This is a genomic window from Natrononativus sp. DTA114, from assembly GCF_059736515.1.
This window is the reverse complement of the sequence record NZ_JCASSN010000007.1, coordinates 65,032-78,055: the sequence shown is the minus strand read 5'-3', so window position 1 is coordinate 78,055 and position 13,024 is coordinate 65,032. Positions and strand designations below refer to the sequence as shown.

Sequence of the window (13,024 nt, the reverse complement as noted above, 5' to 3'; positions counted from 1 at the left end):
CCGTCGACTGACTCGATGTACGACCAGGTTCACGCGGTCGGAGGTGTGGCCGATGGTCGGTAGCTGGATGAGCCATCAGCTACGAAACCGGCGGTACGACATCGACGTCGCAGCCATCGGGCTGCTCGTCGCATTGCTGTTGTTTCCGCTACGGTTTTTCGTGAGCCAGATCCTCATCGAACTGATCCCGATAATCCTCGGACTGGCCTGTCTGCTGTACCTGCTCGCGGCTCGAGGCGAACACCAGGCGTCGAACGCGCTTCCCGTCCTCCCCTCGACGGTCGTTCGAGTCGCCCCAAGCATCGTGATGCTCGGGGTCGGCGTCCTCGCCGTAATGGCGACGCTGATGGGTGGCAGGAACATACTGTTTTTTGACATCGCTGCGATTCTGACGTCGCTGATCCTGGTGCAGATACTGTTCGCACACAACGAAGACCTCGTTCCCGGGATCGTGTTGACTCAGATCGTCGCGCTCGCCGCCGTCGTCAGACTTGCAGCAGTGTTCACGACGACGACATACTTCGGCGTCGACGTCTGGACGCACATGGTCCACTTCGTCGGCGATATTCACGCCGAGGAGTCGCTTGCGGCGATCAGTCACGACAAGCACTTCGCAGCGCCGTTTTTCCACCTGCTCGTCGTCGGTGCCGCACAGCTACTCGACTTTCCGCCGCGGATGGCGCTCTTTCTGACCGTCGGGCTGGCGATGCCGATCTCGGCGATACTGGTCTACATGGCAGCCAGGCTGCTCGTTCCCACCCGGTGGGCACTGTTCGCCGCCGGCCTCTACGCCGTCTCCGACTACGCTATCCACTGGGGAATTCACGTCATCCCAACCAGTCTCGGCCTCGTCTTCTTCCTCGCGTTCCTCTACGTGCTCGTTCGCGTTCTCCACTCCGACTACAAGACGCGGGACTTCTTCCTGCTCATCCTGCTGTCGGTGGCGATCATCCTCACCCACCAGGTGTCGTCGTTCATCATGCTCGTCCTGCTCGGAGCGGGGCTGGTCGGCAAACTCCTGCTCTCGACGGGACTGTTCGACCTCCCGTCGACCCGATCGTCGAAAACTTCGAACATCCCCGACACCGTCAACCTCTCCGGGCTGCTGGTGTTCAATCTCGGGTTCATTACCTTCATGTGGTCGCTAACCCCGTACCAGGGCCAAGATTCGAACTTCCTCACCACGATCCTCGACTTCTTTGCCGACTCGATCGCGAACTCGGGTCTGCTCAACCTCCAGAGCACCCGGCAAACCGAGGACGGGGAGGTAGAAGCCGTCGCACAAACCTCGACGATCGCTGGAGAGGTCGCGACCTACATCGACGAACTCGGCTTCCTGTTGCTGTTGCTGTTGGCGACCATCGGCTGTCTGTACCTCCTGCAGCGCCAGCGGGCCAGTCACTCCGCGTTTACGCTACTGTCAGCGATTTCGGTGATGCTCGTGTTCGTCCTCGTGTTGCCGCTGTTCGGGATCGTGAACTTCATCCCCAGCCGATGGTTCGCGTTCCTCTACGCGCTGCTTGCGATCACGGGCGCGATCGGTGTTCGATTCCTCGCCCGACAGGTGAATCCGACCGTATTCGTCGCCGTACTCGTCGTCTTCGTGCTCGTGTTTCCCTCGATGATGTTGTTGTCCGGAAATGCAGCGATAGACAACCCCACGTTCCCCGGTGAGCAGGAACGACTCGGCTACACCGAACAGGAACTCGACGCCGCCGAAAGCATCGGAGTGATGACTGGATCGCCCAACGGGAGCGAGATCCGGGAGGATCAGCTGATTCACACCGATCAGCCCTACCTGACGATGATCCATCGAACCAACAACTATCAAACCAACTATGCCCACATCAACGAGAGTGAGCCGGTAACACACGATCTCACGCTCTATCGTACCCTCCACTCCGACGGGGCAACGTGGTTCCAGGATCGGAATCACCCGGTGAACATGGACATCCCGGAGGAACGACTCTGTCGTGCCGACCAGAGCACGCTGTACGACAACGGGGAGGTGCGGCTCTGCCAGGCGATGGGGCCCAGCGGTTCCTGATCGCGTCGGCTCGAGTCTGCTAACAATCGGTCGGCCCTCGGCGCCGGCAGCCGACCGCTGTCGCGAACGAAACAGTGTCGAGAATCCGTGATCGGGCCAGGAGTTCGCCGTCGAGACGGGAAACTACCGGGAGGTGTCGTTGAACGTACCCGAGAAAACCGAGCGGATTCCGAAGCTGTGGGCGCTGAACTGTTTAGTAGGATCGAAGATCCGAATCAGGTCGCTGCAACTCACGTTATCTGCTTCGTAAGGCCGACCCTTGTGCGGTCTATAATAAGGTGCGCGGAGGTCCCCTGTTCGACCGACAATGAACGAGTGCGTATCGTCAGCGAACGAGCCACTGTGGGATCGTCGTACTCGACCCACGATGGAGACGACACGAACGGCGGACGACACGTCCCGTCCGGAGGACCGATAATGTACGAGGGACACAGCGTCGCCGTCGTCGTCCCGGCGTACAACGAGGAGGGGTTCGTCGGCGACGTGATAGCGTCGGTCCCCGACTACATAGACCGGCTCTACGTCATCGACGACGCCTCGACCGACGACACCTGGGAGGAGATCAAGACCGCAGCCCGACAGGTCAACGAACAGTACCGGTCCGACGACGGCTCGCTGTACACCGACGGTGCAGGGGCCGCCTCGAGCGAGGGAGCGACGGCGTCGGTTTCGGACCGCGACGCCGACCACACCCTTCCATCGGAGACGGGAAGCGACGGAGATCGCGTCGTCCCGATTCAGCACGGGCAAAATCGCGGCGTCGGCGGCGCGATCAAGACCGGCTACAAGCGAGCCCTCGCCGACGGCGTCGACATAACCACGGTGATGGCCGGCGACGACCAGATGGACGCGAGCTACCTGCCGGACCTCCTCGACCCGATCACCTCGGGTAACGCGGACTACTCGAAGGGGAACCGGCTCCTGTACCCCGACCATCGCGAGTCGATGTCCTCCTGGCGGCTGTTCGGCAACTCCCTGCTGTCGTTCCTGACGAAGATCGCCAGCGGCTACTGGAAGACGATGGACCCCCAGAACGGGTATACGGCGATCTCACACCGGGCGCTCGAGACGGTCGACATCGATTCGCTGTACGAGGATTACGGCTTCGCGAACGAGTTGCTCGTTCACCTGAACGTCCACGATCTGCGGGTCGCCGACGTCGCGATTCCGGCGGTTTACGGCGACGAGACGAGCCACATCAAGTACCGCTCGTTCGTCCCGACGCTGTCGAAGCTGCTGCTCTCGAGTTTCCTCTGGCGGCTCCGGCAGAAGTACCTCCTGATGAACTTCCACCCGCTGGCGCTGCTGTATTTCCACGGCGCGGCCTTTGCCGGCGTCGGCGCGCTGTTGGCCGGCGCGACGCTCGTCACCGCCCTTCTCGGAGGTGCCTCGACGACCCTGGCGGTTTCGTCGGTGCTCGGCCTGGCGATCGGGACGTACGCGCTGATTCAAGCGATGATCTACGACATGCGCGAGAGCGAGCCCCTCGAGGTGCGTGTCCAGTGAGGTTCATCGTTACGATCCAGCATCCCGGGCACGTCCACTTCTACAAGCACGTGATCGGCGAACTCGAGGAACGAGGTCACGAGGTCCACGTCGTCGCCCGCGACAAGGAAATCGCCGTCGACCTGCTCGACCGGTACGACATCGACCACACCGTACTGGCCGGCGAGAGCGGCACGCTCGCGGAGCTGGCGGTCGTCCAGGCGACCTACGAGTGGCGGCTGCTCCAGTACGCCCGCCGCGTCGATCCCGACGTGATCACCGGTATCGGCGGTGTCGCCGCCGCACACGTCGCGAAGCTCCTGGACGCGAAGAGCGTCGTCTTCACCGACACGGAGCACGCGACGCTCATCAACACGATCACCCACCCGGTCGCCGACGTCGTCTGTACGCCGACGTGCTACACCGAACGGATCGGCGATCAGCAGGTGACCTACCCCAGCTATCACGAACTCGCCTACCTTCATCCGGATCGGTTCACCCCCGACCCGAGCGTGTTCGACTCGATGGACGTCGACCCCGAGGACACCATCGCCGTCGTTCGCCTCAACGGCTGGGACTCCTCACACGACATCGGGGCGACCGGCCTCGACGACGTGAGCGAGGTCGTCCACCGGCTCGAGGACGCCGGTGCGGAGGTGCTCATCACCTCCGAAATCGACCTGCCTCGGGAGCTCGAGCGCTGCCGCGCGACGGTTCCACCACACGAGATCCACCACCTGCTCGCCTACGCCGACCTGTTCCTCGGCGAAGGAGCGACGATGGCCTCGGAGTGTGCGAGCCTCGGCACCCCCGCGGTGTACGTCAACAGTCTGACGATGGGGTACACGGACGAACTCGAGGAGGAGTACGGACTGCTGTACAACTTCCCCGAGGAGGGTGGCCAGGCCGCCGCCCTCGAGCAGGCGGTCGAGATCCTCGACGCCCCTGGTGGCGGCCCCTGGGCCGCTCGTCACGAGCGCCTGCTCGCCGATAAGGTGGACACGACGAACGTGGTTCTCGAACTGCTCGAGGACGTCGCCGACTCGCGGCAGCCACCCGCCGTCGTCACCGGCGACCGGCAGCCGTCTACACCACAGCTATGACCGCTCGTACGCCAGAAGCGACGACGGCGACGACCGCTCGCGCCGCCGAGATGAAGGTGTTACAGCTGGTCAACACCCCGCGGTCGTTCTTCGAGACGCAGGTTGACGTGCTCGAAGACCTCGACGTCGAGTGTACCACGCTGACGGTTCCGGGCATCCACTCGACCGAGGAGACGCGCTCGGCCGTCGACTACGCGAAGTACTATCCGCAGGTGCTCGATCACCTCCGGGGCGACTACGACCTGGTCCACGCCCACTACGGGCTGATGGGGCCGTTCGCGATCGCCCAGCCCTCGGTTCCCAGCGTGGTAACGCTGTGGGGCTCCGATCTGATGATGGATCACCCGTTCGTTCCCCGGCTCAGCCGGCTCTCGGCACGGCTGAGCGACGCCGTCATCGTTCCCTCCCGGGTCATGGGCGAGTCGCTGTCGATGCCGGCACATCTCATCCCCTGGGGGATCGACACCGAAATGTTCCGACCGATCGACCGGGAGCGGGCGCGCGAACACGTCGGCTGGGAAACCGACGAGCCGATCGCACTGTTTCCCTACAAGGCGGGTCGAGAGGTCAAGAACTACCCGCTGGCCGAACACGTCGTCGGCGCCGCCGACGCCGAAATCGACCTGCGGACGCTGAACGACGTTCCCTACGAGGACGTCCCGTACTACATGAACGCGGCGGACGCCGTCCTCGTCACCTCGAAGCGCGAGAGCGGTCCGATGGTCGTCAAGGAGGCCGCCGCGTGCACCGTCCCCGTCGTCTCGACCGACGTCGGCTTCGTCCGCGAAACCCTCGAGGACGTCTCACACTCGTACGTGTGTACGTCCAGCGACGAACTGGTCGACGGCCTCGAGGCGGTCGCTCGCGATCGACCCCGATCGGACGGCCGCGAACGGATCGACGGACTGGACCTCCAGACCTCGGGCGAGCGCGTGCGGGCGGTGTACCGGAGCGTCCTCGACGACCGGTAACCCCGAACTCCTCTTTTGCGGACGGGAGTCGTCTCGAATCGGCGTGTTCCCGGCCGATGCACGAGAGGTAGCGACGGCGGTAGACGCGGTCGTACGTGTACGACGCGACGCGGGTTCTCACTCGCGGTCCGACTGGCCGTGTCGTGGATGGACGCGCTCGATGCGCGACCAGCCTGCCGCCAGCAGAACGACGAAGAGAACGATGAAGACGACGCCGGTCAGTTCGACCGGCAGGCCGAGTACGGAGAGCCCGAGGGTTCCGAAGATCGCGAGCAACACGATTCCCACGACGACCGCCTGGACGCTGCTGAACGCGCCGGTCGGGTCCGCACCGATCATACCGGCTACGGGTCGGTGCGTCATCAAGTGCTTTCCGGTAGGGTCGCCGACCGCGCCACTCGAGGGCCGACCGTCGACGACGTTCAGAACCGAGACAACAAAAGACGGACGAAGCGGTCGCGCGACTCGGTTTCGGTTAGCCGTCGACTGCCACGCGGAAGTCGATCGCCCGGTAGGCGTTCTCTTCGGACGGGCTGTCGGGAACTTCGCCGTCGTAGAGCAACACCACGAGCCGGAGGTCGTCGCCGGCCATGGTCGGCTCGAACGTCAGGGTGTGGTTGGCGCGTTCGCCGTCAGAGACGGCTATCTGTTCGCGGTCGAGTTCGTCGGCCTCGAGCACCTCGACGGACTCGGGATCCTCCTCGACGCGCTGTAGCTGGACGACGGCCGTGTACTCGACGTCCTGGCCCTCCGAGTTCACGATCGAGACGGGGAACTCTGCGGTTTCGCCCGCGGTAAACGTGGCGGGGTACCACGTCTGTGTATCGCCGTCGACCCCGCCCGTGTTGACGTGGAATTCGGTGTAGGCCTCGTCGTGGTCAGCCGGCGTCGCGATCATGTAGCCAAAGCCGATGGTAGCGATCAGGATGCTCACGATGAACAGGACGTTGTAGACGCCGAGGGAGGCGTCGTCCCGTCGGCGGGGACGCGATCGGGACTCCTGGTTCCGGGTGAACAGAACGGCACTGAACAACAGCACCGACGGCGCGTAGCGCTGCTCCGCCGGCACGCGAAAGCGGACGACGAACGCGATCAGCGTGAGAAGCCCGATCGTCGCACAGAGTCCGACGAGGATCGGAAACAGCGTGATACCGTACGGCGTGAAGTGCGAGACGAGCACGATCGTCGGAAAGATTGCGAGGCTGAACACCACCGAGAGCCCGACCCGTTCGACCGGTTCGAGCATGTAGTCGTAGGGGAGTCGCTCGAGTAAGTTCCCCGTCCGTTCGGTCGCGTCCTCCCTGGCGTTCGGATCGTAATCGTGCATCGACGGATAGAGAATCGCCATGAGCAGGTAGCCTGGAACGAACAGAATGAGTGGCAACGCTGCGATCGCTCGCAGCGCGCCGCCAACACCTGTGTAAATGACGGCTCCTGCCCCCGCGGAGTACGCGAGGACGACCAGGAGATCCACAAACCACAATCGACCGGGCTCGTTCATTGGACGTAGATAACGAGCGGGGGCGGTTTATTATGTGCGGAATAAGTCGAACGTCCGTTTCGCCGGTTTGTCCGGGAGGATCCGATTCACGCACGATATTTCGAAACCGACGACTTATTACCCTACTAGACATCGTTTCGAGACGAACGCAGTCGCAGGACGCCGCCAGCGGTCGTCGCGTCGCGGAGCGGTCGAGACAGGTTGAATCGATCGCCGAGTCACCGGGCGAACGAAGCCCCCTGAGCAGGAGAACACGTGATCGGAGATGCATATCCGCTGGTCGCCGGACTCGAGATGCCGCTCGACGAGCCGGTGCTCATCTTCACGATCGCGATGGCCGTCTTCCTCGTCGGACCGCTGGTCGTCAAGCGGCTCGGGCAACCGGGGATCGTCGGCATCGTTCTCGTCGGGGCGGCGATCGGACCGAACGCGTTCGGCGTCGTCGATCACACCGACGCGATCGTCCTTCTCGGAGAGGTCGGCCTGATCTACCTGCTGTTTACCGTCGGCCTCGAACTCGACCTCCAGGGGTTCAAGGACGCACCCGAAAACGCCGCGCTGTTCGGGCTGGCGAGTTTCTTCCTGCCGTTCACCATCGGAGCAGTTGCGAGCTACACGATCCTCGGCCTCGGCTTTTACGCCTCGTTGCTGCTGTCTGCGGTGTTCGCGTCTCACACCCTCCTCGCGTACCCGATCGTCAACCGACTCGGCGTGACGAAAAACCGCGCCGTTACCGCCGTCTTCGGCGGAATCCTCTTTACGGATACGCTCGCACTGATCGTGCTCGCGATCGTCACCGGCGCCGTCGCCGACGGGATCACCGTCTGGCTGTTCGCCAGCGTGCTCCTCTCGCTGGCGATCCTCTTCGGCGGCGCGTGGTTCGTCATCCCGCCGCTCTCGAGGCGGTTCTTCCAGACCTTCAGCCAGGAGAGCTACTTCGAGTTCCTGTTCGTGATGGTAGCGATCTTCGCCGCCGCCAGCCTCGCCGAGGTGCTCGAGCTCTCGCCGATTCTTGGCGCGTTCGTCGCCGGGATCGCGTTGAATCGGCTGATTCCGGCCGGTGGAACGCTGATCAACCGCATCGAGTTCGTCGGGAACGCCTTCTTTATCCCGTTCTTCCTGCTCCACGTCGGGATGCTGGTCGATCCATCCGTGATCCTCGACGGGCCGCGAACGCTTCAGATCGCGGCCGTGATCATCGTCGTCATGGTCGGCTCGAAAGCCATCGCCGCCCAGTTGGTTGCCACCGTTCAGGGGTACACGGACCTCGAGCGAAACGTCATCTTCGGGCTCTCGACCGGGCAAGCCGCCGCCGCGCTCGCGATCACGCTTATCGGATTCGAGGCGGGGCTGTTCGGCTCCGAGGTGCTCAACGCCGTGGTCTTAATGTTGCTGGTAACCGCCCTTCTGAGTCCGTGGCTCACCGAGCGAGCCGCGACGAAACTCGCACTCGAGCGCGAGGTCGAGGGCGGCGAAGACAGTGTAACCGATCCGAACATCCTGCTCCCGCTCTCACACCACGCAGAGCTCCAGGAGCGGCTACTCGAGCTCTCGTTCGTCCTCAAAGGCGATCGGGGAAGCGAGCCCGTACACGTCCTCACGGTCGTCCAGCCCGACAGCAGCCGCGACGCCGAAAGCCAGATCGCGGAGGTCCGCGGGGAACTCGAGGGGGTCGCTGCGATCGGCGGCGCCGCCGAAACGCCGGTTCACACCGAAGCCCGCGTCAACCACAACGTCGCGAGCGGAATCGTCCAGGGCGCCCTCGAGGTCGAGGCCAATCAGATCCTGATGGGGTGGGACGCCACGCAGTCGTTCAGTCACCGCATCTTCGGGAGCATCATCGATCAGGTGTTAGAGCGAACGTCGTTGCCAGTACTTATCTCGCGGCTGGGCCACCCGATCAACACGACGAAACGGCTGTTCGTCGTCGTCCCGATCGGTGCCGACCACCACGAGGGGTTCTACGAGGCGGTCCACATCGCAAAGCGGTTGGCCGCGAGCCTTGGAATCCCCATGACGGTTCTCGTGGTCGAGGGGAACCCGCGTCAGTTCGAGCAGCTGTTCGGGCTGGTCGAAGAGGAGGTCTCCGCCACGTTCGAGGGGGTCGACGACTGGGGGCAGCTACTGCCCACACTCGAGGCACAGGCCGAAGAAGACGATCTGATCGTAACGATTTCGCCCCGTCAGGGAGACGTCGGCTGGCATGGCGAGCTCTCGGACCTTCCGCAGCGACTGGCGGAGCTTCCGCCAGCATCGTTCATTACGATTCATCCGAGACAGGGGAAACCGGAATACGACCGCCAGTATCTCCGTATCGACTGACCAATAGTACGGTCCTGGGGGCTCTCAATCGAGCGCCGCCGACGGGTAGCTGGGGGCGAGCAACTTCTCGGTCCTGAGGTCGGCCGACACGCAGTGATCGAGCCAGCCGAGGGCGTCGTTCGCCCGGAGCTTGTGTCGGGGTGGTAGCTCGTGGAGGTACGCCCGGTCGGGGAACAGGCGCTGGTCCAGGTTGTACTGGTTGAAAACTTCGATCCGGTCGGGCCAGGCACCCTGTGGAGACTGCACGAACGGCGTCTTCTTGCGGACGAAGCCCTGGACTGCGTTGAGGAGTTGTGATTTGTGCGGGCGGTCCGGCGGTGCGTGGCGGAGGATGTCCGGATCGAGTTGTTCGATCGCCGCGAGGAACGTTCGCGTGTTCCGGTGTTCCGGCGGGGTCGTCAGATGCCAGTCGAGCAGTTCGACGTCGGTGATGAGCATCGACTCGAGGTAGTTGTCGGCGAGGTGGGTCCGAAACGGAACCGTCGGCTGATTGGCGATCCCACAGCAGTCCAGCCGGTTGTGGACGTTGTCCGCACGGTCGTAGTAGGTAACCAGCTCCGAGCCGAGAGCGTCGATGACGAACGAGTGGGGGTCGCCGTCGATGTTGGTACAGCGAGCGACCGTCTCGCTGTGCTCGGGCACGTAGCCGAGGCGGTCGGTGAGCACCTGGACCGGGTCGGGATCCGGCTCGAGTTGGGAGAGCGGGAGCTGCTTTCCGAAGAGGTCGACGTTTTTGCGCTCGACGAAGTGGCCGCAGAGTAACGTATCACAGAGCAGGCCGTGATACATCGTGTCCACGTCGATTCCGTCCGTGTATCCCGCGTGGTGGATGTGCAGGGACTCCTTGATCCCCTGGGAGTACCTGGTTTTCTCCGGCCCCGCCATCAGGTAGCGCTCGTCAGGTTTGAACACCGTGTGCTCGGTGCCGTACTGCGCTGCCAGTTTCCGTGCCCCCTCCGTCTCCGGGTTATCCGCGGTGCCGATCGTAAAGCAGTGTTCGATCGATGGCACCTGCGAGAGGAGCAGCCGGGAGTCGTAGCCGGCAGAGAGAAGCAGCCCTTCACGACCGGGGTTTCGCGATCGGCGGGCGATCGCGCGTCGAAGCCGACGAACCAGCTCGTCGACGTAGTCGAACTCCTGGGGATCGTAGACGAATCGCTCGAGCGTATCGACAGCGTCGGCGGTGAGGTAGCCGTCGAACGGCACCCGTTTGAGGGGTTCGAGCAGCGTCTTCTCACCGAAGACCGTCCCGATGTGCATGAACTCGCGAAGGGCGTCCCGACACACCTCATGTCGATCCGTCGTTCGCGCGACGGCGGCTGCGTCGGTTCCGAACGTGCGGGCGCCGGCCGCGTCCGTGTAGAAACATTCCCACGATCGAATCGGGTCCGTTGCAACGATCGTCTCGTCCGCGGTGTCGATCACCGCGATGTAAGAGCCGTTGAGTACCGAGAGGGCATCGGTTCCGTACTCCCGGTAGCTCTCGAGCAGCCAGCTGGCGGTGTTGGCACCGGCCGAGTTCGGGGGGAACGCCTCCCCCCAGACGACACAGCAGCCGTCATCGTCTTCAGCGACCGAGCTCCGGCTCGGGATGCCGAGACCGGGATCTCGAACTCCTACCGTCAGTGTCGGACCCTCGAGAATTTCGTCGAATTGACGTCGTGATCGGTGACGGAAGAAGGCCTCCCGATCTCCGAAGACGCCGAATAGTTCTTTGTTCATAGCTGGATAGCGGTTAGACCGCGTGCCCGACGTGTGCTCGACGCCGCAGTTGGGACCGCGACTCGACGACGGCACCCACCGTCGTCATCAGCACCCGATACACCCGTCGGAGTCATACACGATAGATGACCAGTGGCGGTATTAACTATGGGCGAAATAAGCGCTCTTCGGCCGCGATTTTACGTGTTTTTCGGGCGGTGCGAGTCCCGTCACAGGCGAGGGAGCGGCCCGAGTACGTCGGCAGTCGCAGAGATCGTCCCCTCGGCCGGTGGTGAGAACAGCGGCGAGAGCCCTCGTATCGATATTTCAGACACAGTTCGGTGGAGTTTACAGCGGGTATCCCCACCAGTACCCCGGAAACTGCGGAGAGATGCCGCGGTGAATCGGCGTGAAACGAACCGATGCAGACAGTACAAACTGTTGCACTGTGTTCTGAGATGTATTATCTAGGAAGTAAGAGGAGCTTACGAACCAGATAAGAAAAACCCTGCTCTGCATCGGGGGAGATACCGATGACTCGACAGAACAGACGGCGGTTCATTGCAAGCGCCGGAGCGGCAGGAATTGCGACCGGGCTGGCCGGCTGTGTAGATAGCCTGGGCGGAGGCGGTGGCGACGACGATCACAACGACAGCGAGAACACTACCGACCCTGACGGTGGCAACGGCGGGAGCGACCCCAACGGCGACGAGAATGGGGACGAGAACGGAAACGAAAGCGACGACGAGATGGGCGAGGTCATCTCCGACTTCGAAGACGACTTCGATAGCTGGTACGACCTCGACTCCTACGGCGAGTTCGAGGCCGAAACCGAGGACGTCCTCACCGGCGAGCAGTCGCTTCGGCTGACCGCGGACGAAGACGACGCGTACGTGGGCGTCCAGCGGTCCTTCTCTGACCCGCTCGACCTGAGCGACAAGAACCTCTCTATCGGCCTGAAAGTCAACGAACCTGAGTTCTACCGCCTCGAGGTGCGCCTGCACGCGCCCGGTTCGGGGAACATGGTTCACCTCAACCGGACTCACACGGGTCCGTCGGATCACTGGATGCGGATCGACCTCGGCGCGACCGGCGAAACCGGCAGCCCCGACCTGAGCCAGGTGTACGACATTCAGATCATCGCACGACGCCGGAACCAGGACGATCCGGAGCTCGACTTCATCGTCGACGACCTCCGTATGGTCGACGCTCCCGATACCGGCGTCGTGATGCTGACGTGGGACGACAACCACGAGAGCCAGTACCGCGCCTTCGAGATGATGGAGGAGTACGGCTTCCCCGGCACCGAGGGCGTCATCCACCACGCCGTCGGCGCCGGCGACCGCCTCGGCACCGGTCAGCTTCGCGAGATGCGCGACGCCGGCTGGGACATCGTCTCTCACCCACACCCGCAGGGCGACTGGAGCACGCCGTACACGGTAGAGGACTACGACGAGAGCCAGCAGCGCGCCATGCTCGAGGACTCGAAGCGCTGGCTCCAGCAGCGCGGCTTCGAGGAGGGTGCCGAACACTACATCGCCCCCGGGAACGTCCGCGACGCTACCAACGTGGAGTTACTCCGTGAACTCCACGAGTCCTCGGTCAGCTTCGGCGGTGGCAACGTCGGCATCCCGATGACCGATACCCACACGATGGGGCGGATCGACGGGCACGATATCGATCTCGTCAAAGACTACATCGACCTCGCCGCGAAGTACAAACAGGCGTGCATCCCGATGTGGCACGTCATCGGCGAGGAGTACGACAACCACGAGGTGACCGAAGACGAGTTCGAGGAGGTCCTCGAGCATATCGACGACGCCGACGTGGAGGTCGTTACCCAGTCCGACATCGCCAGCGGAAACTTCTAACCCGCCGAGCCGGCCCAACTGCC

The 13,024-nt window shown here is 63.3% G+C and carries 9 protein-coding genes; 6 read left to right on the top strand and 3 right to left on the bottom strand.

The window, feature by feature from the left end; all coding sequences use genetic code 11:
• Positions 1-52: 52 nt before the first annotated feature.
• From AC6I6S_RS19965 to AC6I6S_RS19950, 4 genes are all read left to right on the top strand, one after another.
• Positions 53-2,047, top strand: a complete 1,995-nt coding sequence (locus AC6I6S_RS19965) for an ArnT family glycosyltransferase (protein WP_497952680.1) — start codon at positions 53-55, stop codon at positions 2,045-2,047.
• Between the two features lie 417 nt (positions 2,048-2,464).
• Positions 2,465-3,553, top strand: coding sequence for a glycosyltransferase family 2 protein (locus tag AC6I6S_RS19960; protein WP_497952679.1), 1,089 nt, complete (start codon positions 2,465-2,467; stop codon positions 3,551-3,553).
• A complete protein-coding gene (locus AC6I6S_RS19955) occupies positions 3,550-4,635 on the top strand; it encodes a DUF354 domain-containing protein (RefSeq protein ID WP_497952678.1) in 1,086 nt (361 codons plus the stop codon). The genes AC6I6S_RS19960 and AC6I6S_RS19955 overlap by 4 nt, the downstream gene beginning before the upstream one ends.
• A complete protein-coding gene (locus AC6I6S_RS19950; RefSeq protein ID WP_497952676.1) occupies positions 4,632-5,606 on the top strand; it encodes a glycosyltransferase in 975 nt (324 codons plus the stop codon). The genes AC6I6S_RS19955 and AC6I6S_RS19950 overlap by 4 nt, the downstream gene beginning before the upstream one ends.
• A 117-nt stretch (positions 5,607-5,723) precedes the next feature.
• Here AC6I6S_RS19950 and AC6I6S_RS19945 read toward each other — a convergent pair whose 3' ends face one another.
• The gene (locus AC6I6S_RS19945; RefSeq protein WP_497952675.1) at positions 5,724-5,945 is read right to left on the bottom strand and encodes a hypothetical protein; all 222 of its coding nucleotides are present in this window, start codon (positions 5,943-5,945) and stop codon (positions 5,724-5,726) included.
• Between the two features lie 136 nt (positions 5,946-6,081).
• Positions 6,082-7,107, bottom strand: coding sequence for a DUF1616 domain-containing protein (locus tag AC6I6S_RS19940; RefSeq protein WP_497952674.1), 1,026 nt, complete (start codon positions 7,105-7,107; stop codon positions 6,082-6,084).
• Positions 7,108-7,401: 294 nt separating this feature from the next.
• Here AC6I6S_RS19940 and AC6I6S_RS19935 point away from each other — a divergent pair, with 294 nt between their 5' ends.
• Entirely contained in the window at positions 7,402-9,429 is a 2,028-nt protein-coding gene (locus AC6I6S_RS19935; RefSeq protein WP_497952816.1) for a cation:proton antiporter domain-containing protein, read from the top strand.
• A 24-nt stretch (positions 9,430-9,453) separates the two neighbouring features.
• Here AC6I6S_RS19935 and AC6I6S_RS19930 read toward each other — a convergent pair whose 3' ends face one another.
• The gene (locus tag AC6I6S_RS19930) at positions 9,454-11,151 is read right to left on the bottom strand and encodes an asparagine synthase-related protein (protein ID WP_497952673.1); all 1,698 of its coding nucleotides are present in this window, start codon (positions 11,149-11,151) and stop codon (positions 9,454-9,456) included.
• A 512-nt stretch (positions 11,152-11,663) separates the two neighbouring features.
• Here AC6I6S_RS19930 and AC6I6S_RS19925 point away from each other — a divergent pair.
• Positions 11,664-13,001 carry a polysaccharide deacetylase family protein gene (locus tag AC6I6S_RS19925; protein WP_497952672.1) on the top strand — a complete coding sequence of 446 codons (1,338 nt, stop codon included), beginning with the start codon at positions 11,664-11,666 and terminating at the stop codon, positions 12,999-13,001.
• Positions 13,002-13,024: the final 23 nt, after the last annotated feature.